The sequence below is a fragment of the Actinomadura sp. 7K534 genome (assembly GCF_004348575.1).
GTDB lineage: Bacteria > Actinomycetota > Actinomycetes > Streptosporangiales > Streptosporangiaceae > Spirillospora > Spirillospora livida.
Map to the genome: position 1 here is coordinate 1 of NZ_SMKB01000006.1, position 24,695 is coordinate 24,695.

Annotated in this window: 19 protein-coding genes and 1 pseudogene; 7 read left to right on the forward strand and 13 right to left on the reverse strand. The window is 70.7% G+C overall.

What is annotated here, in order from left to right:
• Positions 1-513 precede the first annotated feature (513 nt).
• From E1266_RS02375 to E1266_RS02405, 7 genes are all read left to right on the forward strand, one after another.
• Positions 514-1,770, forward strand: a complete 1,257-nt coding sequence (locus E1266_RS02375) for a cytochrome P450 (protein ID WP_165965899.1) — start codon at positions 514-516, stop codon at positions 1,768-1,770.
• 65 nt (positions 1,771-1,835) lie between these two features.
• Positions 1,836-2,714: a hypothetical protein gene (locus tag E1266_RS02380; protein ID WP_132043224.1), complete on the forward strand. Its 879-nt coding sequence runs from the start codon at positions 1,836-1,838 to the stop codon at positions 2,712-2,714.
• The gene (locus E1266_RS02385) at positions 2,711-4,369 is read left to right on the forward strand and encodes a hypothetical protein (RefSeq protein WP_132043226.1); all 1,659 of its coding nucleotides are present in this window, start codon (positions 2,711-2,713) and stop codon (positions 4,367-4,369) included. Before E1266_RS02380 ends, E1266_RS02385 begins: the two co-directional genes overlap by 4 nt.
• 222 nt (positions 4,370-4,591) lie before the next feature.
• Positions 4,592-7,051 (forward strand): nitrate- and nitrite sensing domain-containing protein, encoded by a 2,460-nt coding sequence (locus tag E1266_RS02390; RefSeq protein ID WP_132043228.1) that lies wholly within the window; start codon positions 4,592-4,594, stop codon positions 7,049-7,051.
• Positions 7,048-7,473 (forward strand): roadblock/LC7 domain-containing protein, encoded by a 426-nt coding sequence (locus E1266_RS02395; RefSeq protein ID WP_132043230.1) that lies wholly within the window; start codon positions 7,048-7,050, stop codon positions 7,471-7,473. The genes E1266_RS02390 and E1266_RS02395 overlap by 4 nt, the downstream gene beginning before the upstream one ends.
• Complete coding sequence (locus E1266_RS02400; protein WP_132043232.1) at positions 7,470-7,889, forward strand: DUF742 domain-containing protein; 420 nt, start codon at positions 7,470-7,472, stop codon at positions 7,887-7,889. Before E1266_RS02395 ends, E1266_RS02400 begins: the two co-directional genes overlap by 4 nt.
• Positions 7,870-8,499, forward strand: coding sequence for an ATP/GTP-binding protein (locus E1266_RS02405; RefSeq protein ID WP_132043234.1), 630 nt, complete (start codon positions 7,870-7,872; stop codon positions 8,497-8,499). The genes E1266_RS02400 and E1266_RS02405 overlap by 20 nt, the downstream gene beginning before the upstream one ends.
• 87 nt (positions 8,500-8,586) lie before the next feature.
• On the opposite strand, the gene E1266_RS02410 is transcribed toward E1266_RS02405, so the two are convergent.
• From E1266_RS02410 to E1266_RS02470, 13 genes and pseudogenes are all read right to left on the reverse strand, one after another.
• Positions 8,587-9,507: a polyprenyl synthetase family protein gene (locus E1266_RS02410; protein ID WP_132043367.1), complete on the reverse strand. Its 921-nt coding sequence runs from the start codon at positions 9,505-9,507 to the stop codon at positions 8,587-8,589.
• A 133-nt stretch (positions 9,508-9,640) separates the two neighbouring features.
• Positions 9,641-11,239, reverse strand: coding sequence for an NADH-quinone oxidoreductase subunit NuoN (gene nuoN, locus E1266_RS02415; protein ID WP_132043236.1), 1,599 nt, complete (start codon positions 11,237-11,239; stop codon positions 9,641-9,643).
• Entirely contained in the window at positions 11,236-12,816 is a 1,581-nt protein-coding gene (locus E1266_RS02420; RefSeq protein WP_132043238.1) for an NADH-quinone oxidoreductase subunit M, read from the reverse strand. Before E1266_RS02420 ends, nuoN begins: the two co-directional genes overlap by 4 nt.
• Complete coding sequence (nuoL, locus tag E1266_RS02425) at positions 12,813-14,729, reverse strand: NADH-quinone oxidoreductase subunit L (protein WP_132043240.1); 1,917 nt, start codon at positions 14,727-14,729, stop codon at positions 12,813-12,815. The genes E1266_RS02420 and nuoL overlap by 4 nt, the downstream gene beginning before the upstream one ends.
• Positions 14,730-14,738: 9 nt before the next feature.
• Positions 14,739-15,038 carry an NADH-quinone oxidoreductase subunit NuoK gene (gene nuoK, locus E1266_RS02430; protein ID WP_132043242.1) on the reverse strand — a complete coding sequence of 100 codons (300 nt, stop codon included), beginning with the start codon at positions 15,036-15,038 and terminating at the stop codon, positions 14,739-14,741.
• Positions 15,035-15,955, reverse strand: a complete 921-nt coding sequence (locus E1266_RS02435) for an NADH-quinone oxidoreductase subunit J (RefSeq protein WP_132043244.1) — start codon at positions 15,953-15,955, stop codon at positions 15,035-15,037. The genes nuoK and E1266_RS02435 overlap by 4 nt, the downstream gene beginning before the upstream one ends.
• Before the next feature lie 164 nt (positions 15,956-16,119).
• Positions 16,120-16,557 (reverse strand): annotated as a pseudogene (nuoI, locus tag E1266_RS02440) (NADH-quinone oxidoreductase subunit NuoI); the annotation flags it as partial.
• Between the two features lie 49 nt (positions 16,558-16,606).
• Positions 16,607-17,983: an NADH-quinone oxidoreductase subunit NuoH gene (gene nuoH / locus E1266_RS02445; protein ID WP_132043248.1), complete on the reverse strand. Its 1,377-nt coding sequence runs from the start codon at positions 17,981-17,983 to the stop codon at positions 16,607-16,609.
• Positions 17,980-20,514 (reverse strand): NADH-quinone oxidoreductase subunit G, encoded by a 2,535-nt coding sequence (locus E1266_RS02450; protein ID WP_207945378.1) that lies wholly within the window; start codon positions 20,512-20,514, stop codon positions 17,980-17,982. Before E1266_RS02450 ends, nuoH begins: the two co-directional genes overlap by 4 nt.
• Positions 20,511-21,809, reverse strand: coding sequence for an NADH-quinone oxidoreductase subunit NuoF (nuoF, locus tag E1266_RS02455; RefSeq protein ID WP_132043250.1), 1,299 nt, complete (start codon positions 21,807-21,809; stop codon positions 20,511-20,513). The genes E1266_RS02450 and nuoF overlap by 4 nt, the downstream gene beginning before the upstream one ends.
• Positions 21,806-22,585, reverse strand: a complete 780-nt coding sequence (gene nuoE / locus E1266_RS02460; RefSeq protein ID WP_132043252.1) for an NADH-quinone oxidoreductase subunit NuoE — start codon at positions 22,583-22,585, stop codon at positions 21,806-21,808. Before nuoE ends, nuoF begins: the two co-directional genes overlap by 4 nt.
• Entirely contained in the window at positions 22,582-23,952 is a 1,371-nt protein-coding gene (locus tag E1266_RS02465; RefSeq protein ID WP_132043254.1) for an NADH-quinone oxidoreductase subunit D, read from the reverse strand. Before E1266_RS02465 ends, nuoE begins: the two co-directional genes overlap by 4 nt.
• Positions 23,949-24,695 carry an NADH-quinone oxidoreductase subunit C gene (locus tag E1266_RS02470; RefSeq protein ID WP_132043256.1) on the reverse strand — a complete coding sequence of 249 codons (747 nt, stop codon included), beginning with the start codon at positions 24,693-24,695 and terminating at the stop codon, positions 23,949-23,951. The genes E1266_RS02465 and E1266_RS02470 overlap by 4 nt, the downstream gene beginning before the upstream one ends.

A 24,695-nucleotide genomic window follows, 5' to 3' on the forward strand; every position in this document is an offset into this window, starting at 1 on the left:
CGTCGTCACTCGACCCTGACCGGAGGTGTGGGGGCCGGGGTGCGGGAGCCCGACTCTGTCGTGAGGTTCGGGAGCGAGAGTTTGGTCCCGTGATCCGGGTTTGTGCAGGTCGAATGGGCGATGCTTCGAACTGGTGCTCGATTTAAGAGCATTCGACCCAGCATCGAACGAGAAGTCAGGGCACTTCTGACCGGGGCGACGCATCACTTGTGAAGTGAGGCACGTCACGCGTGGATTGTCATATTTCCTACCAACTAGCTGCTTGTTTTCGTCAAATGATCATGTGATACTCCACTCGAACCCGTCAGCGGGCTTCATATCGCCACAAAGCGCCTATACCGACTACTGATCGATGCTCTCGGGGCTCCCGCCACCCGGACTGCCCGCGTCACCACGTCAAGGGAATCGAGAATGACCGTCGATGTCGGCACCCGGTCCGCTCGGAAAGCACGGACGCTGCCCCTTCGCCATCTGCCGCGGCTGGTGCGCGATCCGCTGGGAACGTTCGAACTGATGGGACGTGAAGCGAACGGCGAGATAGTGCGGGCGAACCTCGGCCCGTTCCGCCCATACCTGATCACCCGGCCGGAGCACCTGCAGTACGTCCTGCGCGACAACGTCGACAACTTCCGGCGCGAGGGCATGATGTGGAAGCCCGTCGGACGCCTGGTCGGCGACACCTCCGACCTGGGCGCGTCGTGGAACATCCGGCGCCGGGTCTACCAGAACCTCCTGTCAGCGCCGAGCACCGCGCTGGTCGCCGACGAGATGACCGCCACGATCGCCGAGGCCGTGGACGTCCTGGGTGAGCGCGCCGCGGACGGACGGCCCGTCGACGCCTACGGGGAGATGACGCGGATCGTCTACCGGACGATCATCCGGGTGCTGCTCGGCGACCGCATCGAGCTTTCGAAGATCGACCAGCTCGGCGAAGCCATGGTGACCGCGACGACGTCGTCGTTCCGCTCGCGGATGCTGATGCCGTTCATCCCGTTCTCCGTGCCGCTGCCGGGAGACCGGACCTTCAACCGCGCCGTGCGGGCCCTGGACGACCTCGTCTTCCCCATCGTCCACGAGGCGCGCCGCCGCGAGGACGACGGCAGCCGGGACGTCGTTTCGATGCTCATCCACGCGCGGGGCGATGACGGCGCGGCGCTCGACGACAAGGCCGTCCGCGACGGCATCGTCGGGCTGTTCATGGCGGCGACGGACACGACGGTGTCGATCCTGACGTTCCTGTGGGGGGCGCTGGACGCGTACCCGGACGTCCGCACGAAGCTCTATGACGAGATCGACCGCGTAGTGGGGACGGGTCCGGCCCGTTATGACGACGTCCCGAAGCTGACCTACACCAAGATGGTGCTGCAGGAGGCGCTTCGCCTCTTCTCCGTCGGCTGGATCACCCCGCGGGGGGTGCGCGAGGACGACGTCATCGACGGGGTGCGGCTCAAGGCCGGCTCGACGATCGCCATCAGCCCGTTCCTCACGCACCGGCTGCCGGACGTCTGGCCCCAGCCGCACGTCTTCGACCCGGAGCGGTTCGTCTCCGACCGCTCCCGGCACCGTTTCGCCTTCATGGCGTTCGGTGGTGGTCCCCATCAGTGCGCGGGCCGCGTCTTCTTCTACATCGAGGCACCGCTGATCCTGGCCACGCTGCTCAGCAGGTACCGCCCGGTGCTGGCGAGCCCGCAACCGATCGAGCCACGGGTGGACCTCACTCTGAAGCCGCGTGAGCGGGTCGAGATCACGCTGCAGCCCGTCCGGCGCTGAGCCATCGGACGCACCGCCACGCTGAACGTCATCTGGAACGCACCACTCCCGGGATGGTCTTCACCATGGAAAAAATCGATGTCACCGGCCTGCCCGCGGCCACCCCGAGCGGCGCGATCTGCGCGGTGGCGGGTCAGGCTGGGAGGGAGACGCAGCGGTGGGCGGAGCGGTACGGCCGCCTGTTCTCCGCCAAACCCTTCGATCCCACTCTCTACAACACGGTCTGCCTGTGCACGGCGTTCAGCGCGCCGTGGGCGACGAGCGACGAGCTGCAGTTGACGAACCGCACCGCCGTCTGGGGCTTCGGCGTGGACTGGCGCATCGACTACGTGGCGACCTCGCGGGCCGAAGTGGACGACGTCGTCGCCGGGTGCCTGGCCGTCGCCGACGGGGAGCCGCCGGCCGACGACGATCTGATGCTCTCGCTCGCCGACATCCGCGACGGGCTGGCGGAGTCCCCCGCGTTCCCCGCGCTGCTGCCCGCCTGGCGGGACCAGCTCGCGCGTTTCCTGCACGCGATGGCGCACGAATGGGACTGGCGGTCCGCCGGGAAGCGCCCCACCCTGGCCGAGTATCTGGATAACTCGGACAACTTCGGGTTCTCCTTCGCGTTCCTCTCGCAGTGGATCTCCGCCAGCCCGCCGCCGGGCGAGGCCGACATCGCGGCGATCCAGGCGGCGAGCTGGGCCGCGCAGCGGGCCGGGCGCCTGATCAACGACATCGGCAGCTACGAGCGGGACGTCGAGTGGGGGGACCTCAACGCCCTCCTGCTCGACGTCGGACGGGACGAGATAGACCGGCATGTCGCCGAGCTCACCGGGCGGTTCCGGGAGGTCGTCGTCCCCCTGCGCGAGGACCATCCCCGGCTGGCCTACTACCTCGAACGCCAGATCGACTTCTGCATCGGGTTCTACGGCGAGACCGACTACTGGGGGACGCTGTGACCACCGGTCAGGAGGCACGGCCGAACGCCGGCCCGGCCGCGGCCCAGGAGCTGCTCGCCGGCCTGCTCGCGCGACCGTGGGGGCAGGTCTCGCCGTCGATCTACGAGACCGGCAGGCTGGTCTCCCTCGCCTCCTGGCTGAAGGGGCACGGCCCGCGGCTGCGGTACCTCCTGGACGCCCGGCGTCCGGACGGCTTCTGGGGAGCGCCGGAGGGGTACATGGTCGTCCCGACGCTGAGCGCCGTGGAGGCGATGCTCAAGGTGCTGCGCGAACGCGCGGGCGACCGGTCGGACGCGAGCGTGCGCACCGAGGAACTCGCCGGCACGCTCAACCGCGTCCTGCCCGCGCTCGCCGGGCGGCTGTCCGGCATGACCGCCGACGCCCTGCCGGACATGCCGGCGAACGACCTCATCGCCAGCGCGCTGATCGACTCGATCAACGACCACCTCGCCGCCCTCCGGGAACTGCCCTCGTCCGGCCTCGACCCGGCGGTCCTGGACGGTCGCCTGGGCCGTCCGAAGGACCTGGACGGGACGAGGCTCGCCACCATCCGGGCCGCGCTCGGCGCCGGTATCGTCCTGCCGGAGAAGGTGCTGCACGCCCTTGAGGTCGCGGGCGATCTGGCGCGGGGTGCGCCCGCGGTCCGTCCGGGCTCGCTGGGAGCGGTCGGCGCGTCGCCCGCCGCCACGGCCGCCTGGCTGAACGAGCGCGACGCGAGCGATCCCCACCACCCGGCGCGGGTCTTCCTGGAGACGGTCGTGGGCGACCACGCCGGTCTCGCGCCCTGCGGCATCCCCGTCACGGTCTTCGAACGCGCCTGGGTGCTCGGCATCCTCGCGCGGACCGGGGTCGCCGCGAACGTGCCCGCCCCGCTGGTGCAGGGTCTCGACGGCGCGCTCGGCCCGGTCGGGACCCCGGCGGCGGAAGGGCTCCCCGCGGACGCCGACACCACGTCGGCGACCCTGTACGCGCTCGGTCTCCTCGGCGTGCCACGGGCCCCCGACATGCTGTGGTCGTACGAGACGGACACGCATTTCTCTACCTGGCCCGGCGAGAACGGCTTCTCGGTAAGCGTCAACGCGCACGTCCTGGAGGCGTTCGGCCAGTACCTCCAAGCCGTGCGCCGGGGCGAGGCACCGCCGACCGCGGCGGCCCGACGGTACGCGGCGACGGTCGACAAGCTCGTCGACCTGCTGTGCGACCGGCAGGAGGCGGACGGGAGCTGGACGGACCGGTGGCACGCCTCGCCCTACTACGCGACCATGTGCTGCGTCGTGGCGCTGGACCGGTTCGGCGGCGAAAAGGGCGCAGGGGCGGTGCGACGCGCCCGCGCGTGGACGCTGGAGACCCAGCGGTCCGGCGGGTCGTGGGGACGCTGGGAAGGGACGGTCGAAGAGACCGCCTACGCCATTCAGATCCTGCTGTCAGACTCGCGGGATAGCGCCATGTGGGATGCGGCGGGAAGGGTTAAGAAATCTGTGACCTTCGGCTGTAAAAACCTCCCCGCACCGGACCGGCCGGACGACGGAGCCGCCGAGTGGCCGGCGCTATGGCACGACAAGGACCTGTACCTGCCGATCGCGATTGTGCGCGCGTCCGTCCTGGCAGCGCACCGGCTGGCCGACCAACGCGGCATTAGACCCGATTTGTGCTAAATAAGCGTTGCGCCCATGTTTCGTGTCTCACACTGCAAGATGGTCAATGGCGTAATCCCCGCTCACGGGAACAAAGTACATCATCTGAGCCCGCAACGTTGCTAAGGTACTCCGCGTGCGCACGCGACAGCCCCCGTCGCCGCGCGCCTGTACACCAGCGACCCGGCAACCGTCACCCCCGGCGGTCCGCCGTGCGCTCGGGAACTCGTTGAGGACAGGTTGATGCGCTTCCGCAACTCACGTCTGCGGACGAAAATTACCGCCCTGCTCGTGTCGCTCGCGGCACTGTGGGTCTTCGCGGCCTGGGTGACCATGCGCGAGGGACTGAATCTGCTCACCGTCAGCACGCTCGACCAGAACGTCACCCGGCCCGCCGTGACTCTGGTTACGGAACTGCAGCAGGAACGCAGGCTCTCGCTGACCTACCTGGGAAGCCCGGGCAGGCAGCAGCGCGCCGCGCTGGACGCACAGCGCCAGCGCGTGGACTCCGCGTCGGCCGACTACCGGGAGAGAGTCGCCAGCGGCACCGTGTCGAGGATGGCCAGTGACAACACCAAGAAGAGCATCAAGGAGTCACTCAGCCGCCTGACCGCCATCACCGCGGGCCGGAACGCCATCGACGCCCGCTCACTGGAGCGGAGCCAGGCCGCCCAGCCCTTCAACGACTTCATCGACGTCGCCTTCCGCCTCTACACCTCGGCCGGAAGCGTGGACGACGACGCCATCGCCAAGGACAGCCGCACGCTCAACTCCCTCACCCGCGCCAAGGAGATCCTCTCCCGCGAGGACGCGCTGCTCGCCGGAGTGCTCGCGGCCGGGCGCTTCACGCCGACCGAACACGCCCAGTTCACCCAGCTGGTGGGGACCCAGCGGTTCCTCCATGACGAGGCCGCCGCCGAGCTTCCGCAGGAAGACCGCGCCCAGTACGACGGGGTGGCCAGGAGCAGCGAGTACGTTCGGCTGCGCGGTCTCGAGGACCGCATCGTCCAGAGCAAGACGACCGGGCCGATCCGCATCACGTCCCAGGAGTGGGAGTCCTCGATGCTCCCGGTCCAGAAGCAGCTGGAGCAGGTCGTCCTCGACGGAGGCGACCGGCTTCTCGAACGCGCGAAGCCGATGGGCTACGGGATCATCCTCCGGCTGGCGCTGGCCGGCGGTCTCGGGCTGCTGGCGGTCATCGCGTCCATCGTCGTGTCCATCACCACCGCCCGGGCCCTCGTCCGGCAGCTCGAACGGCTGCGCGCCGCCGCCTGGGAACTGGCCGAGCAGCGCCTGCCCGGCGTCGTCGACCGGCTCGGCCACGGCGAGCAGGTGGACGTCGCGGTCGAGGCGCCGCCGCTGCGGTTCGGCAACGACGAGATCGGGCAGGTGGGACGCGCGTTCAACGCCGTCCAGGAGACCGCGATCCGCACCGCCGTCGAGCAGGCCGAGCTGCGGCGCGGCATCCGGGACGTCCTGCTCAGCCTGGCCCGCCGCACGCAGACCCTCGTGCACCGGCAGCTCACCATGCTGGACACCATGGAGCGGCGCCGCGACATCGAGACCAAGGAGCTGGAGGAGCTGTTCCGGCTCGACCACCTCGCGACCCGCATGCGGCGCAACGCCGAGAACCTCATCGTGCTCTCCGGCGCCCTCCCGGCCCGCGGGTGGCGCAACTCCGTCCCCATGGTGGACGTCGTCCGCGCCGCGGTCGGCGAGGTCGAGGACTACACCCGCGTCACCGTCCTGCCGTTCGGCCCGGTCGAGCTGGCCGGACGCGCCGTCGGTGACGTCACCCACCTGCTCGCCGAGCTGATCGAGAACGCCGTGTCGTTCTCCCCGCCCGACACCGTCGTGCAGGTCGGCGGGCACCTCGTCGCCAGCGGCTTCGCCATCGACATCGAGGACCGCGGCCTCGGCATGACCGACGAGAAGCTCGCCGAGATCAACGAGCGGATCGCCGACCCGCCCGACTTCAACCTGCAGAGCTCCGTGCAGCTCGGCCTGTTCGTGGTCAGCAAGCTCGCCGAGCGGTACAACGTGCAGGTCTCGCTGAAGCGCTCCGCCTACGGCGGCACCACCGCGGTGGTCGTCATCCCCCGGGAGCTGATCAGCGAGCAGGGGCCCGAGCCCGTCAAGGCCGGTGCCACCACCCAGAACGGCCTGGAGGTGCGCCAGCCGACCGCGGTGGGCGCGCCCGCGGGCGGACGGCCGATGCCGCAGGGGGCCGCGGGGGGCGATGCCCAGGCGTCCAGTCCCAGGTCGTCCGGGGCGACGGCGACGCTGTCCCCGTCCTCCACCGGCCCGGCGCTCGTGGCCGTGCCGCCGCCCGCGTCCGAACCGGCCGAGGGGGACGCACCCGACGACGGCGCACGCGCCCACGAGGACGCCGCCCCCGACGACGGGGGTGAATCCGCAACCACCGAGCCGGAGGATCAGCCACCCGTGCCCGATATCTCCACCACACCGTCCGGTCTGCCTGTCCGGGTGCCCCAGGCGAACCTGGCCGAGCCCCTGCGGGCGGGCGAAGCCGCCGCCGCCGAGGAGCAGGAGGAGGTGGCGGACCCCGGCCGCTCTCCCGAGGAGATCCAGCGGATCATGGGTTCCTACCAGCGGGGCAGCAGGCAGGGCCGCTCTGACGCGGCCCAGGCGAAACGGCAGGAAAGGCGAGAGAACGCAGCGGAAGGCGAGGAAGATCAGTGACGCAGAAGACCGGTTCGACCTCGGATCTGGGCTGGCTGCTGGACGATCTGGTCCACCGGCTGCCGCACACCCGCAGTGCCGTCGTGCTGTCGGCGGACGGCCTGCTGATGGCGTCCTCCGAGGGCATGACGCAGGATGACGGGGAGCACCTCGCCGCCGTCGCCGCCGGCATCCAGAGCCTCGCCAAGGGCGCGGGCGTCCGCTTCGGCGGCGGCCCCGTCCGGCAGACGATCATCGAGATGCAGTCGGCGTTCATGCTGGTGACGGTGGCGGGCAAGGGCGCCTGCCTCGCCGTCCTCGCGGGGGACGAGGCCGACGTCGGCCTCATCGCCTACGAGATGGCGATGCTCGTCACGGCCATGGGCCACCACCTCACCACCCCGGCGCGGTCGGAGTCCGCCGCCGAGGGAGGCGCGACATGATGCCCCCCGAGGATCCGCCGGACCAGTGGCCCGACGATACGCTGCCGCCCGCCCGCGGCCGGCTGCTCGACGAGCAGGCCGGCCCGATGGTGCGCCCCTACGTGATGACCAGCGGCCGCATCGAGCCGACCCGCGGCGAGTTCGACCTGATCACGCTCGTCGTGGCGGTCGGCCCCGAGCCGGAGGGCGCGATCGGCCTAGGGCCGGAGCACCTGGCCATCATCCGGCTCTGCCAGTCGGTCATGTCGGTGGCGGAGATCACCGGCCACCTCGACCTGCCCGTCGCGACCGTGCGGGTGATGCTCGGCGACCTCCTCGACAAGGGGTTCGTCTCGATGCAGGAACCCGAACCCGAGGCGGACATGCACGACATCAGGCTCTACAAGGCGGTGATCGATGGTCTCCGGGCCCTCTAGCGCCGGGGGCGGACGGCACGGCGTGCGCGCCCGCAGGCTCCCCACGGCGGTAAAGATCGTGATCGCGGGTGGATTCGGCGTCGGCAAGACCACGATGGTCGCGACGGTGTCCGAGACCCAGCCGCTGCGCACCGAGGAGGTCCTCACCGACAAGAGCGTCGGCGTCGACGACGTCTCCGGTGTGGAGCGCAAGGACACCACCACCGTCGCGATGGACTTCGGCCGCATCACGATGAAGGAGGACTACGTCCTCTACCTCTTCGGGACGCCGGGCCAGCAGCGCTTCTGGTTCATGTGGGACGAGGTATCCCTCGGCGCCCTCGGCGCCGTGGTCCTCGCCGACACCCGCCGCCTGTCCGACTGCTTCCCGTCGGTCGACTACTTCGAGCGCCGCAACACCCCGTTCATCGTCGCGGTCAACTGCTTCGAGGGCGCCAAGCGCTACGACCTGGCGGAGATCCAGCTGGCCCTGAACCTGGGCCCCAAGGTCCCCGTCATGCTGTGCGACGCCCGGGACCTCGACTCCTGCAAGCAGGTCCTCATCGACCTGGTCCTGCACGCCATGAAGTCCCGCGGCCTGACCGAAGAACCCGAACCCCAGAACGCGTAGAAGACAACGAGGCCGTGTGCGCGCCGACCCACGTCGGCGGGCACACGGCCTCGTGTTGTGTAGATGCCGGGTTCCCCGGTGGCCGGGCTAGCCCGTCCTCGACACCACGTAGTCGCAGAGGCCGGTGAAGGCGTCCCGGGCGGGGATGTCGGGGAGGGTGAGGAGTTCGGTGCGGGCGTCCTCGGCCCAGCGGCGCAGGTCGGCGCGGGCGCGGTCCATGGCCGGGTGAGCGCGGAGGAGGGCGAGGGCCTCGGCGTGGAGCGCGTCGTCCTCGGAGAGGTCCTGGACGAGGAGCTCGCGGAGGCGGGCGTCGTCCGGGCCGGAGCCGATGCCGCCGAGGACGTGGTACATCGGGAGGGTGCGGACGCCCTCGCGCAGGTCGGTGCCGGGCGTCTTGCCGGACTCCTCGGTCTCGGAGGCGATGTCGAGGATGTCGTCGGAGAGCTGGAAGGCGACGCCTATCTTCTCGCACGCCGACGTGATGGTGTGCACCACGTGGGGGGAAGCCCCGGAGAGCAGCGCGCCGAAGTGGCCGGAGACGGCGATGAGGGACGCCGTCTTGTCGGCGACGACCTGGAGGTAGTGCTTCAGGGGATCGTCGTCCGAGCGGGGGCCCACGGTCTCCTGCATCTGGCCGCGGACGAGGCGGCCGAACGCGCGGGCCTGGACGCGGACGGCCTCGGGGCCGAGGTCCGCGAGCAGGTCGGACGCGCGGGCGAACAGGTAGTCGCCGGTGAGGATGGCGACCGTGTTGGTCCAGCGGTAGTTGGCCGACTCCTGGCCGCGGCGGACGGGCGCCTCGTCCATGACGTCGTCGTGGTAGAGGGTGCCGAGGTGGGTGAGTTCGACGACGACCGCCGCGGGGACGACGCCGGGCGCGTCCGGGTCGCCGAAGTGGGAGGCCAGCAGGACCAGCATCGGCCGGAACCGCTTGCCGCCCGCCTCGACCAGGTGCCGGGACGCCTCGGTGAGCAGCGCGTCGTCGCCGCGCACGCACTCCGTCAGCATTTCCTCGACGGTGGCGAGGCGGCGGGCGGCGTCCGCCGCGAGGGCGGCGTCGACGGGAAGCCCGAACGGGCCGGTCGCCGCTTCGGCCGGCCCGCCGGACTTCTCAGCAGATGGGTGGCTCACCCAGGACTCCCTACCGGACGAACATGTCGGTCGTGGCTTGTCCCGCAAGGTCCAGAATGGGCTGTGGGAGCACGCCGAGTACCACAGTAGCCGTCAGGCCGAGCGCGACCGCGACCGCGGTCGCCGGGCCGGCCACCACGACCGGGCCGTCCGGGTCGGGGTCGCTGAAGAACATCAGGACGATCACCCGGACGTAGAAGAACGCCGCCACGGCGGAGGCGATCACCGCGACGATCACCAGCGGCGTCGCGCCCTCCTCGACCGCCGCCTTGAACACCGCGAACTTCCCGGTGAAACCGCTGGTCAGCGGGATCCCGGCGAACGCCAGCAGGAAGAAGGCGAACGTTCCGGCGACGACCGGGGAGCGCTTGCCGAGCCCCGCCCAGCGCGACAGGTGGCCCGCCTCGCCGCCCGCGTCCCGCACCATCGTGACGACGGCGAACGCGCCGACGGAGGCGAAGCCGTAGGCGAGCAGGTAGAACAGGGTGCTCGACAGGCCGTTCGGCGACGTGGCGATCACGCCGAGGAGCAGGAACCCCGCGTGCGCGATGGAGGAGTAGGCCAGCATCCGCTTGATGTCGGTCTGGGTGATCGCGACGATCGACCCGACGACCATTGTGAGAATGGCCACAGCCCACATGAACGGCCGCCAGTCCCACTCCAGCGTCTCGAACGCGACGTAGTAGACGCGGACGATCGCGCCGAACGCCGACACGACGGTGCACGACGCCATCAGCGCCGTGATCGGCGTGGGGGCGCCCTGGTAGACGTCCGGCTTCCACATGTGGAACGGGACGCCGCCGAGCTTGAACAGCAGCCCGACCGACAGCAGCGCGACGCCCGCGAGCAGCAGGCTCTCGTTGCCCGCGTCCCGCGCGATCTGCGCGGCGATGTCCGACAGGCGCACCGACCCCGCGTACCCGTACAGCAGCGCGATGCCGTACAGGAAGAACGCCGAGGAGAACGCGCCCAGCAGGAAGTACTTGACCGCGGCCTCCTGCGAGAGGAGGCGCCTGCGGCGGGCGAGCCCGCACAGCAGGTACAGCGGCAGCGACAGCACCTCCAGCGCCACGAACATCGTGAGCAGGTCGTTCGACGCCGGGAACATGATCATGCCGCCGACGGCGAACATCATCAGCGGGTAGACCTCGGTCTGGACGGCCCCCGCCTCGGCGGTGCGCTGCTCCGCCTCACTGCCCGGCAGGGCGGACGCCTGCGCGGCGAAGTGCCCCTCGACGGCGCCGCCCGCCCGGCCGGTGCCGCGGTCGGCGATCAGCAGGAGGCTGACCAGCGCCAGCACCAGGATGGTCCCCTGGAGGAACAGGGTCGGGCCGTCCACGCCGAGGGCGCCCTCGGCGGCGACGCTGTGCGGGTTCTCGCGCCAGCCCAGCATGATCGTCCAGACGAACGCGGCGGCGAGGCCAAGGAACGCGATCGGCACCTGCACGAAGTAGCGGGAGCGGCGGCCGACGATCGCTTCGACGAGGACGCCGAGGACGGCGGCGCCGAAGACCAGCAGCATCGGGGCGATCTGCCCGTACTCGATGTGCGGCGCGGGGATCTCACCCCCCTGCGCGAGGACCGCGCTCACGTGACTGCTGGTGCTCATGGACGGGCTCCGTTCTCGGCTACGTTACCGGTGACGTCCGGTGCCGGGTCCCGCTGGTCGACGCGGGCCAGCGTCTCGTTCACCGACGGGTTGATCACGTGCAGTACCGGCTGCGGGAAGAAGCCCATCGCCACGATGATCGCGAGGATCGGCGCGATGACCCACTTCTCCCGCACGGACAGGTCCTTCAGGCCCTCGACGGCCGGCGCGGCCGGGCCGCCCATGGTCCGCTGGTACATCCACAGGATGTAGACGGCGGCGAGCACGACCGCGATGACGGACGCGATCGCGGCCCACTGGTAGCGCGTGTACGTGCCGACGATGACGAGGAACTCCGACACGAACGGCGCGAGGCCGGGCAGCGACAGGCTCGACAGGCCGGCGATGAGGAACGACCCGGCGAGGACGGGCGCCACCTTCTGCATGCCCCCGTAGTCGGCGATCCGCGCCGACCGCCGCCGGACGATCATGAACCCGACGACGAGGAACAGCGCGCCCGTGGCGAACCCGTGGTTCACCATGTACAGCGCCGCGCCCGACTGGGCCTGCGACGTCATCGCGAAGATGCCGAGCACGATGAACCCGAAGTGGGAGATCGACGTGTAGGCGATCAGCCGCTTCATGTCGACCTGCCCGATCGCGAGGATCGCGCCGTAGATGATGCTGGCGACCGCGAACACGATCACGACCGGCGTCGCCCACCGGGCCGCGCCGGGGAACAGCTCCAGGCAGAACCGGAGCATCCCGTACGTGCCGACCTTGTCCAGCACGCCGACGAGCAGCACCAGCGCGGGCGCCGGGGACTGCTGCGCCGCGTCCGGCAGCCAGGTGTGCACCGGCGCCATCGGCGCCTTGATCGCGAACGCGATGAAGAAGCCGAGGAACAGCCACTTCGCCGTCGTCGGGTCGATGTCCAGCTTCGACAGCTCGGTGAACAGGAACGTGCCCTGCCCGAGGCCGCCCTCCGCGGCCGGCTTCGCCGACAGCGGGTAGAGCCAGATGACCGCGACGAGCATCAGCAGCCCGCCGAACAGCGAGTACAGCAGGAACTTCACCGCGGCGTAGGAGCGCTGCGCGCCGCCGTAGGACCCGATGATGAAGTACATCGGGATGAGCAGCGCCTCGAAGAAGACGTAGAAGACGAACACGTCGGTCGCCGCGAAGACGCCGATCATCGTCGCCTCGAGGGACAGCAGCAGCGCGAAGTAGGTCTTCACCGACCGCTTCGGCGGGACGTCCACCCCGCCGGACCGGTCGGCCTCGCCCCACGAGCCGAGGATGACCAGCGGCACGAGGATGACCGACAGCAGGATCAGCGTCAGCGAGACGCCGTCGACGCCGAGCGCCCAGTGGATCCCGAACTCCCGGATCCACCAGTACCGCTCCTCGAACTGGAAGCGCGGCCCGCCCGCGTCGAAGCCCGCCGCCATGATCCCGGCGAGGACCGCGACGAGGACGGAGACGCCGAGCGCGACCTGCTTGACCAGCGCCTCCCGCTCGCGCGGGATGACGCTGACCAGCACCGCGCCCACCACCGGCAGCGCGATGAGGACGCTCAGCCAGGGAAAGTCGCTCATGAAACGTTCACCACCAGGAGCGCGGCGACCACGAGCGCAGCGCCGAAGGTCATCGAAAGGGCGTAGGAACGGGCGAAGCCGGTCTGGACCCGCCGGAGCCGGCCGGACGTGCCGCCGATGCCGGCGGCGGTCCCGTTGACGAGGCCGTCGACGCCGCGCCCGTCGAACCAGACGGCGAGCCGGGTCAGCCACTGCCCGGGACGCATCAGCAGCGACTCGTTGAGCGCGTCGCCGTAGAGGTCCTTGCGCGCCGCGACCGTGACGAACGAGCCCTTGGGCGCCTCACGCGGCACCTTCCGGCTGCCGTACTGCCGCCACGCGATGGCCGCCCCGGCCACCATCAGGACGAGGGAGACCGCGCCGGTCGGGGTGATCAGCGCGAAGTGGTGCTCCTTCTCGGGCGTCCCGACGACCGGCTCCAGGAAGTGGGCGAACCCGCCGAGGATCAGGAAGCCGCCCGCGGCGAGCGAGCCGACCGCCAGCAGGATCAGCGGGACGGTCATGATCTTCGGCGACTCGTGCGGGTGGACGTCGTCCGCCCAGCGCTTCTCGCCGAAGAACGTCATGAACATCACGCGCGACATGTAGTACGCGGTGATGCCGGCGCCGAGCAGCGCGCACGCGCCGAGGATCGCCCCGGACGTGCCGCCCTTGTCGAACGCCGCCTCGATGATCCCTTCCTTGGTGAACCAGCCGGACAGCCCGGGGAACCCGATGATGGCGAGGTACCCGAGGCCGAACGTGGCGTAGGTGATCATCATCACCGAGCGGAGCGCGCCGTAGTGGCGCATGTTCACGTCGTCCTTCATGCCGTGCATGACGGACCCCGCGCCGAGGAACAGACCGGCCTTGAAGAAGCCGTGCGCGATGAGGTGCGCGATGGCGAAGACGTACCCGGCCTTGCCGAGCCCGGCGGCCAGCGTCATGTAGCCGATCTGCGACATCGTCGAGCCGGCGAGGGCCTTCTTGATGTCGTCCTTGGCGCACCCGATGATCGCACCGAACAGCAGGGTCGCCGCACCGACGATCGTCACCACGAGCTGCGCGGTCTCCGACATCTCGAAGATCGGCCCGGCGCGGACGATGAGGTACACGCCGGCGGTGACCATCGTGGCGGCGTGGATGAGCGCCGACACCGGGGTCGGGCCCTCCATCGCGTCCAGGAGCCAGGACTGCAGCGGGAGCTGCGCCGACTTGCCGCACGCGCCGAGCAGGAGCAGCAGCCCGATCGCGGTGGCGGTGCCGGTGCTGAGCTGGGACGCCAGCCCGGCGTGCTCGGCGCCGGTGCCGAGCACGGCCCCGTACTCGATGGTGCCGAACGTCGCGAAGATCAGCGCGATCGCGATGATCAGCCCCATGTCGCCGACGCGGTTGACGACGAACGCCTTCTTCGCCGCGGTCGCGGCGGTCGGCTTGTACTGCCAGAACCCGATCAGGAGGTACGAGGCGAGGCCGACGCCCTCCCAGCCGATGAACATGACGAGGAAGTTGTCACCGAGCACCAGCAGCAGCATCGCCGCGACGAACAGGTTCAGGTAGGCGAAGAACTTGCGCCGCTCGGGGTCCTCGGCCATGTAGCCGACGGAGTAGATGTGGATGAGCGAGCCCACCCCGGTGATCAGCAGCACGAAGCTGATGGACAGGGGGTCCACCAGCAGGTCCATGCCGACCTTGAACGCGCCGACGTCGATGAAGTCCCACAGGTGCAGGATGCGCCGCCGCTCGTCGGCGGCGTACCCGAGCATCTGGGCGAACATCGCCACGCCCACCGCGAACGAGGCCACCGACATGGCGACGCCGAGCAGGTGTCCCCACCGGTCGGTGCGCCTCCCCCCGAGCAGGAGGATCGCGGCGCCCGCGAGCGGGAGCGCTATGAGGAGCCAGGACGCGGCCTGGATGCCTTCCGCTTTCATCCCAGCCTCTCAGTACTTCAGCAGGTTCACGTCGTCGACCGACGCGGATCTGCGGGTCCGGAAGACGGTCATGATGATCGCGAGGCCCACCACGACCTCCGCGGCGGCCACCACCATCACGAAGAAGGCGATGATCTGACCGTCCAGGTTGCCGTGCATTCGGGAGAACGAGATGAACGCCAGGTTCGTCGCGTTCAGCATCAGCTCGATGCACATGAAGACCACGAGCGCGTTGCGGCGCACGAGGACGCCGAGCGCCCCGATGGTGAACAGGATCGCCGAAAGCGCCAGATAGTGCTCGGGACTCATGAACCGGCCTCGCCTTCACCCTCGTTGCCGCCCGCGGCCCGCGTCCCGGGCTTGGCGACGCGCCCCTCGGCGTCCGCGTCCGCGGCCTCCGCGGTGACGGCCTTGACGTCCCGCACGTTCCGCTCGACCGCCTCTTCCGCGGTCGAGCCGTGCAGGTCGGCGTGCCGCTCGGCCGTGTCGACGCGGGCGGCGATGACCGGGTTGACCGACAGCTCCGACGTGGTCCCGTCGGGCAGCAGCGCCGGCATGTCCACGGCGTTGTGCCGGGCATAGGTGCCGGGGCCGGGCAGCGGCCCCGGGTGGTCGCCGGACAGGAACCGCCGCTTGGACAGGACCTTCTGCGTCGGCTTCTCCCCGGTCCGCTCGCGGTGCGCCAGCACCATCGCGCCCAGCGCCGCGGTGATCAGCAGGGCGCTGGTGGCCTCGAACGCGAACACGTACTTGGAGAACAGCAGCCGGGCCAGGCCGACGACGTTGCCCTCGGCGTTGGCCTGCTGCAGGCCGGCCGTGCCGCCGAACGCCGCGTTGCCGAGCCCGGCGCCCAGCAGCGCGATGAACCCGAACACGGCGACGGCCGCCCAGAAGCGCTGCCCGCGGATCGTCTCCACCAGCGAGTCGGTGGAGCTGACGCCGACGAGCATCACGACGAACAGGAACAGCATCAGCACCGCGCCGGTGTAGACGATCACCTGCACGAACGCCAGGAACGGGGCGCTCTGGATCGCGTACAGCGCGGCGAGCGACAGCATCACGGTCGCCAGCAGCAGCGCCGAGTGCACCGCCTTCCGCATGAAGATCATGCCGAGGGCGGCGGCGACCGACACGACGGCCAGCAGCCAGAAGAAGAACGGCTCGCCGGCCTGCTTGTCGGCCACCTCCGCCGCGAGGACGGGGGCGCCCTGGATCGCGGAGATCACGCGCTCTCACCCCGCTTGCGGGACTTCTCGCGCTTGACCGCCTGGTCCGCGCTCGCGCGTCCGCCTTCCTCGGAAGGAATGGTCGGCGCCAAAGGCGTCCCGGGGGGCGCGGGGGGTCGTCCCCCCTCGGACGACCCCGTCGGCGCGGGCTCCTCGGGCTGGAGGCCGAGGCGGTAGTAGTCCTCCTCGGTGTCGCCGAGCCGCATCTCGTGCGGCGGCGCCTCCATGCCCTCGCGCAGCGGTGCGAGCAGCATCTCCTTGGTGTAGATGAGGCTCTCGCGGCTGTCGTCGGCGAGCTCGTACTCGTTGGTCATCGTGAGCGCCCGCGTCGGGCACGCCTCGATGCACAGCCCGCACAGGATGCAGCGCAGGTAGTTGATCTGGTAGATGCGGCCGTACCGCTCACCGGGCGAGTAGCGCTCGTCGGCGGTGTTGTCCGCCCCCTCGACGAAGATCGCGTCGGCGGGGCACGCCCAGGCGCACAGCTCGCAGCCGATGCACTTCTCCAGGCCGTCCGGCCACCGGTTGAGCTGGTGCCGCCCGTGGAAGCGCGGCGCGGTCGGCTTCTTCACCTCGGGGTACTGAACGGTCTCGCTCTTCATGAAAATCTGGTGGAACGAGACCCCGAACCCCTTCACCGGGTTCAGGAAATCAGTTAGTCCCACTGGTGACCTCCTCAGGAGGGGTACTGATCTTGGATGCGCCGGCCGGCCCACCGCGGTAGTGGGGCGCGTCCATCGGCGGCACCGGGAAACCGCCGGCCGCGGGGGCGGACTTGCCGCCCTCGCCCGCGCCCGGCACGATCTCCTTCTCGTCCTCGCCGCCCCGGAACATCTCCCAGAGCACCGTCGCCACCAGGACCACCGCCGCGGCGACCGCGGCGACGATCACGATCTGCTGCATGTCGTAGCCCTCGTTGCGCAGCGCGCGGATGGTGGCGACCAGCAGGATCCAGCCGAGCGAGAAGGGCATCAGCACCTTCCAGCCGAGCTTCATCAGCTGGTCGTAGCGGACGCGCGGCAGCGTGCCGCGCAGCCAGATGAAGAAGAAGATGAACAGGAACACCTTGGCCAGGAACCACAGGACCGGCCACCAGCCGGAGTTGGCCCCCGCCCACACCGTGGAGATCGGCGCGGGAGCGCGCCAGCCGCCGAGGAACAGCGTGGTGGCGAGCGCCGACAGCGTCGCGAGGTTGATGTACTCCGCGAGGAAGAACATCGCGAACTTCAGCGACGAGTACTCGGTGTGGAAGCCGCCGACCAGCTCGCCCTCGCCCTCGGGCAGGTCGAACGGGATGCGGTTCGACTCGCCCATCATCGTGATCACGTACACGATGAAGGACGGGGCCAGCAGCAGCACGAACCAGCGGTCCTGCTGCGCCGCGACGATCTCCGAGGTGGACATCGAGCCCGCGAACATGAACACGGCCACGAACGACAGCGCCATCGCGATCTCGTAGGAGATCACCTGCGCGGACGAGCGGAGCCCGCCGAGCAGCGAGTACGGCGACATCGACGACCAGCCGGCGAGCACGATCCCGTAGACGCCCATCGACGCCATCGCCAGCACCAGCAGCACCGCGACCGGAAGGTCGGTGACCTGCAGCGGCGTCTGGTGCCCGAAGATCGAGACCGTCGGCCCCATCGGGATGATGGCGAACGAGATGAACGCGGGCACCGCGGCCATGACCGGCGCCAGGACGAACACGACCTTGTCGACCTGGCGGGGGACGATGTCCTCCTTCAGGGCGAGCTTGATGCCGTCCGCGAGGCCCTGCAGCAGCCCGAACGGGCCCGCGCGGTTCGGGCCGACGCGCAGCTGCATCCGGCCGATGACGCGGCGCTCGATCCACATCGTCAGCAGCACGGTCACGACGAGGAACGCGAAGACGGCGAGGACCTTGCCGCCGATCAGCCACCACGGGTCCGAGCCGAAGTCCTCCAGCGTCGGGTCCGCGGCGACCGGCGCCAGGGGCGCCTGCAGAGGCAGGGGCGCCTGCAGAGGCAGGGCCGCAGCGAGCGCGCTCATTTGCTCCCTCCAGCGTTCTCATCGGACGCCGCCGGCGCGCCGGACACGGCCGTCGCGCCGGACTCCGGCGCGGTCGCGCCGGTCGCGGCGGTCGCGGACCGGAGCACCCCGCTCGCGATCCCGACCACACTGCCCGCCGCCGCGCCGAGGTCCCGGTACAGCGAGCAGCCGGCCGAGTTGGTCGGCAGCCACACCACCCGGTCGGGCAGGTCGGCGGTCACCTCCAGCGGCAGCGTGACCTCGCCGCGCGCCGTCGAGACCGTGACCGCCTCGGTGGCGCCGATCTCCGCGGCCGTCGCGGGCGACAGCCGCGCGGCCGCGGCCTTGGCGGTGCCCGCGAGGAACGGCTCGCCGTCCTGCAGGCGTCCCCGGTCCAGCAGCAGCCGCCACGTCGCGAGCAGCGCCTCGCCGCGCTCCGGGTGCGGCGGGAGCGCCTGCGCCACGTCCGGCGCCTCCGGGCGCTCGCCGCGGTAGGCGCCGAGCTCGGTCAGCTCGCGGCGCGCCGCCTCCGGGCCGGGCAGGCCCAGGTGGACGTCCAGCTCGTCGGCGAGGGAGTCCAGCACCCGCAGGTCGGACATCCGCCCGGCGGCCTTGAGCACGACGTCGAACTGGCGGCCGCGGCCCTCCCAGTCGACGAACGTGCCGGACTTCTCCGCGACGGCCGCGACCGGGAAGACGACGTCGGCGCGGTCGGTGACCGCGCTCGGCCGCTGCTCCAGGCTCACCACGAACGGCGTCGCATCGAGCGCCCGGAGCATCGCCTCCGGGTCGGGCAGGTCGTAGGGGTCGACGCCGCCGACGAGCAGCGCGCCGCGCTCCCCCCGGCCCGCCGACGCGATGATCCCGGCGGTGTCCTCGCCGGGCGCGTCGGGCAGTGCGGCGACGCCCCAGACGCGGGCCACCTCGGCCCGCGCCGCCGGGTCGGTCACCGGGCGGCCGATCGGCAGCAGGCCGGGCAGCGCACCGGCCTCCAGCGCGCCGCGCTCCCCGGCCCGGCGCGGCACCCACGCCAGCCGGGCGCCGGTCACCCGCGCCAGCCGGACCGCCGCGGTCAGCGCGCCGGGGCTGCCGGCGAGCCGCTCGCCCACCAGGATGACGGCGCCGGGCGCCTCCAGCAGCGTCCGGACGTCGGACCGGTCCGCGTCGCCGATCAGCGACGCGAGCGTGTCGGCCTCGGCGCCGGGCGCCGTCGGCAGCAGCGTGCCGCCGACCTTGCCCAGCCCGCGGGTCGCGAACGGAGCCGCCGCGTACACCTTCAGCGCGTTCTTGCGGAACGCCTTGCGGAGCCGCAGGAAGACGATCGGCGACTCCTCCTCCGGCTCGAAGCCGGCGAGGAGCACGGCCGGCGCCTTCTCCAGGTCGGCGTAGGACACCTCGATCGAGCGTCCCGCGACCGACGAGGCGAGGAAGCGCGACTCCTCGTCGGACAGCGGCCGGGCCCGGAAGTCGACGTCGTTGCTGCCAAGCGCGATCCGCGCGAACTTGGCGTAGGCGTAGGCGTCCTCAAGGGTGACGCGGCCGCCGGTCAGCACGCCCGCGGAGCCGCGCGCCGCCGCGAGGCCCTCGGCCGCGATGGTCAGCGCCTCCGGCCACGACGCGGTCTCCAGCACGCCGTCCTCGTTGCGGACCAGCGGGTGCGTGAGCCGGTCGGGCTGCGTCGTGTAGGTGAACGCCCAGCGGCCCTTGTCGCAGTTCCACTCCTCGTTGACGTGCGGGTCGTCCCCGGCCAGCCGCCGCGTCACCTTGCCGCGCCGGTGGTCGGTCCGCATCGCGCAGCCGGACGCGCAGTGCTCGCAGACGCTCGGCGTCGACACCAGGTCGAACGGGCGGGACCGGAACCGGTACGCGGTGCCGGTGAGCGCGCCCACCGGGCAGATCTGCACGGTGTTGCCGGAGAAGTAGGACTGGAACGGCCGGTCCTCGGCGATCCCGATCTCTTCCTTCGCGCCGCGGTTCGTCAGCTCGATGAACGCGTCGCCGGCGATCTCCTCGGAGAACCGGGTGCAGCGCGTGCACTGGATGCAGCGCTCCCGGTCGAGGAGCACCTGGCTGGACAGCGGGATCGGCTTCGGCCACGTCCGCTTGGTCTCCACGAACCGCGTCTCGCCGCGGCCGTTGGACATCGCCTGGTTCTGCAGCGGGCACTCGCCGCCCTTGTCGCAGACCGGGCAGTCCAGCGGGTGGTTGATGAGCAGGAACTCCATGACGCCGTGCTGCGCCTTGTCGGCCACCGGCGAGGTGAGCTGGGTCTGGACGACCATGCCCGGCATCACCGGCGTGGTGCACGACGCCTGCGGCTTCGGCATCCCGCGGCCGTTGCCGGCGTCGGGGATCTCCACCAGGCACTGCCGGCACGCCCCGATCGGGTCGAGCAGCGGGTGCTCGCAGAACCGCGGGATCTGGATGCCGAGCAACTCGGCGGCCCGGATGATCAGGGTGCCCTTCGGCACCTCGATCTCGAAGCCGTCGATGGTGCAGGAGACCATGTCCTCGCGCTTCTCCACCGCCGACTTGTCGTCGGTGACGGTCACTTGGCACCTCCCCAGAGGGTGGACTCGGCCGGGTCGAACGGGCAGGCGCCCCGCTCGAAGTGCTGGAGGTACTCGTCCCGGAACAGCTTGATGGACGACACGACCGGGCTCGTCGCGCCGTCGCCGAGGGCGCAGAACGCGCGGCCGAGGATGTTGTCGGAGATGTCCAGCAGGGTCTCCAGGTCCTCCTCGGTGCCCTGGCCGGCCTCCAGCCGCTTCAGCATGAGCTTGTACCAGTAGGTGCCCTCGCGGCACGGCGTGCACTTGCCGCACGACTCGTGCGCGTAGAACTCCGACCAGCGCAGCACCGCCCGGACGACGCAGGTCGTCTCGTCGAAGATCTGCAGCGCGCGGGTGCCGAGCATCGACCCGGCGGCGCCGACGGACTCGAAGTCCAGCGGCACGTCCAGGTGCTCGTCGGTGAAGATCGGGGTGGACGACCCGCCGGGCGTCCAGAACTTCAGCCGGTGCCCCTCCCGGATGCCGCCCGCCATGTCGAGCAGTTCCCGCAGCGTGATGCCGAGCGGCGCCTCGTACTGGCCGGGCCGCGTCACGTGCCCGGACAGCGAGAAGATCCCGAAGCCCTGCGACTTCTCAGTGCCCATCGCGGCGAACCACTCCGGGCCGTTCCCGACGATCGAGGGAACCGACGCGATCGACTCGACGTTGTTGATGACGGTGGGCCCGCCGTACAGGCCCGCCACCGCCGGGAAGGGGGGCTTCAGCCTGGGCCAGCCGCGGAACCCCTCAAGGGAGTCCAGCAGCGCCGTCTCCTCGCCGCAGATGTAGGCGCCGGCGCCGCTGTGCACGACGATGTCCAGGTCGTAGCCGGACCCGAGGATGTCCTTGCCGAGGTAGCCCGCCTCGTACGCCTCCGCGACCGCCTGGTGCAGCCGGCGGATCACGTGCAGCACCTCGCCGCGCACGTAGATGAAGGCGATGTTCGACCTGATGGCGTACGAGCTGATGATGGTGCCCTCGACGAGCACGTGCGGGTTCGCCATCATCAGCGGGATGTCCTTGCACGTGCCCGGCTCGGACTCGTCCGCGTTGACGACCAGGTACCGCGGGTTCGGGCTGGTCGGCGGCAGGAAGCCCCACTTCATGCCGGTGGGGAAGCCCGCGCCGCCGCGGCCGCGGAGCCCGGAGTCCTTGACCGCCTGGACGATGTCGTCCGGGTCCATCCCGAACGCCTTGCGCAGCGCCTTGTAGCCGCCCCCGCGCTCGTAGCCCGCGCGGGTGAACGAGTCGGGCTGGTCCCAGTTGCCGGTGAGGACCGGTGTCAGCGTGGTCACTTGCTCCGTCCCTCCTGGCTGCCGGGCTTCGCGTCACCGGGGATCGGCTTGCCCGGCTCGTGCGGCGGCGCCGAGATCTCCTCGGGCCGCACCGGCTCGTCCGGCCGCGCGCGGTCGACGTCCGCCGCCGGCGCCTCCCAGCCGCGCTCGCGCGCCAGCTCAAGGCCGCGCAGCGACTCCGGACCGGCCTGGACGCCCTCGCCGGCGCGCCCGTCGGGGAACCCGGCGAGGATGCGGGACGCCTCCCGCCACGTGGCCAGGTGCTCCGGCCCGCGCGTGGGCAGCACCGGCTGCCCCGCCCGCAGGTCGTCGACCAGCTTCTTGGCCTTCTCGGGAGTCATGTTGTCGAAGAACTCCCAGTTGACCGTCATCACGGGCGCGAAGTCGCAGGCCGCGTTGCACTCGATCCGCTCCAGGCTGACCTTGCCGTCCGGGGTGGCCTCGTCGTTGCCGACCCCGGCGTGCTCGCTCAGCTCGTCCCAGATCTGGTCGCCGCCCATGATGGCGCACAGCGTGTTGATGCAGACGCCGACGTGGTACTCCCCCACCGGCTTCTGCTTGTACTGCGTATAGAACGTCACGACGCCCGTGACCTGCGCGGGCGTGATGCCGAGCAGCTCCGCGCAGAACTCGATGCCGTCCTGCGTGACGTGCCCCTCCTCCGACTGGACGAGGTGCAGCATCGGCAGCAGCGCCGACCTCGGCCGCGGATAGCGGCCGATGATGTCCTTGGCGTCGCGCTCCAGCCGTTCACGAACCTCCGGCTCGTACGTCATCGGTCCACACCCCCCATGACCGGGTCGAGGCTGGCCACCGCGGCGATGATGTCGGCGACCATGCCGCCCTCGGACATCGCCGGGACGGCCTGCAGGTTGACGAAGGACGGGTCGCGGAAGTGGGCGCGGAACGGGCGGGTGCCGCCGTCGCTCACCACGTGCGCCGCGAGCTCGCCGCGCGGCGACTCGATCGGCACGTACGCCTGCCCGGCCGGCACCCGGAAGCCCTCGGTCACCAGCTTGAAGTGGTGGATCAGCGCCTCCATCGAGGTGCCCATGATGTGGGCGATGTGCCGGGGCGAGTTGCCGAGGCCGTCCGCGCCCATGGCCAGCTGCGCCGGCCAGCCGATCTTCTTGTCCTCGATCATCACCGGGCCCTTGACGGTCTGCAGCCGGTCCAGGCACTGCTCGACGATCTTCAGCGACTCCTCCATCTCGGCCATCCGGACGAGGTAGCGGCCGTACACGTCGCAGGTGTCCTGCGTCGGGACCTCGAAGTCGTAGGTCTCGTAGCCGCAGTACGGCTGCGACTTGCGCAGGTCCCACGGGATACCGGTCGAGCGCAGCACCGGGCCGGTGACGCCGAGCGCCATGCAGCCGGTGAGGTCGAGGTACGCGACGTCCTTCGTGCGGGCCAGGAACACCGGGTTGGCGTCCAGCAGCTTGCGGAGCTGCCGGATGCGCTTCGGCATCCGGTCCAGGTAGTCGCGGATCTTGCTGGTCGCGCCGCTCGGCAGGTCCTGCGCGACCCCGCCCGGCCGGATGTAGGCGTGGTTCATCCGCAGGCCGGTGATCTCCTCGAACAGGTCGAGGGTGTACTCGCGCTCGATGAAGCCGTTGAGCATCACCGTCGTCGCGCCGAGCTCCAGCCCGAACGTCGCGATCGCCACCAGGTGCGAGGAGATCCGGTTCAGCTCCATCATCATCACGCGGATGATCTGGGCGCGCTCCGGGATCTGGTCCTCGATGCCGAGCAGCCGCTCCACGCTGAGGCAGTACGCCGCCTCGTTGAACAGCGGAGCCAGGTAGTCCATCCGGGTGCAGAACGTGGTGCCCTGCGTCCAGGTCCGGAACTCCATGTTCTTCTCGATGCCGGTGTGCAGGTAGCCGATCACCAGCCGGACCTCGTTGATCGTCTCACCGTCGAGGGTGAGGATCAGCCGGAGCACGCCGTGCGTGGACGGGTGCTGCGGGCCCATGTTGACGACGAGGCGCTCGTCGTCCGCCTCCTCGGCGCCGGCGACGACCTGGTCCCAGTCCGCGCCGCCGACGTCGAAGATCCGGCCCTGCGTCTCGCCGCCGGCCGTCCCCGACGCCGCCTCCTCCGCCGCGTAGGCGTCGTACTCGGTGTACTTGGTCGAGCTCATACGTACGACCGCCTTTCGTCCGGCGGGGGAATCTCCGCACCTCGGTACTCGACGGGGATGCCGCCGAGGGGGTAGTCCTTGCGCTGCGGGTGGCCGACCCAGTCGTCCGGCATCTCGATCCGCGTCAGCGCGGGGTGACCGTCGTAGACGATCCCGAAGAAGTCGTAGGTCTCGCGCTCGTGCCAGTCGCTCGTGGGGTACACGGGGACGAGCGACGGGATGTGCGGGTCGGCGTCCGGGCAGGTCGCCTCCAGCCGCACCCGCCGGTTGTGGGTGATCGACAGCAGGTGCGCGACGGAGTGCAGCTCCGCGCCCTCGTCCGCCGGGTAGTGCACGCCCGACACGCCCGAGCACAGCTCGAAGCGCAGCGACGGGTCGTCGCGCATGGTGCGCGCCACCTCGCGCAGGTGCTGCCGCTTGACGTAGAACGTCAGCTCGCCGCGGTCGACCACGACCCGCTCGATCGCGTCGCCGTAGTCGGGGTAGGCGCGTTCCAGCTCGTCGGCGATCTCGTCGAACTCGCCGGGCTCGGCCGCGCCGCGGGGCCCGCCGTAGGGGCGCGGCGTCGACACCTTCGGGGTCTGCCGGACGACGAGGCCGCCGTAGCCGGAGGTGTCGCCGGTCGTCTTCGCGCCGAACATGCCGCGGCGGACCACCGGCTGCTCGCGGCGCTCCTCCTCGGTCTGCGCGGGCAGCTGGTCGGCGGCCTGCTCGGCCCGCTGCTCAGGGTGCTCGGAACTCAT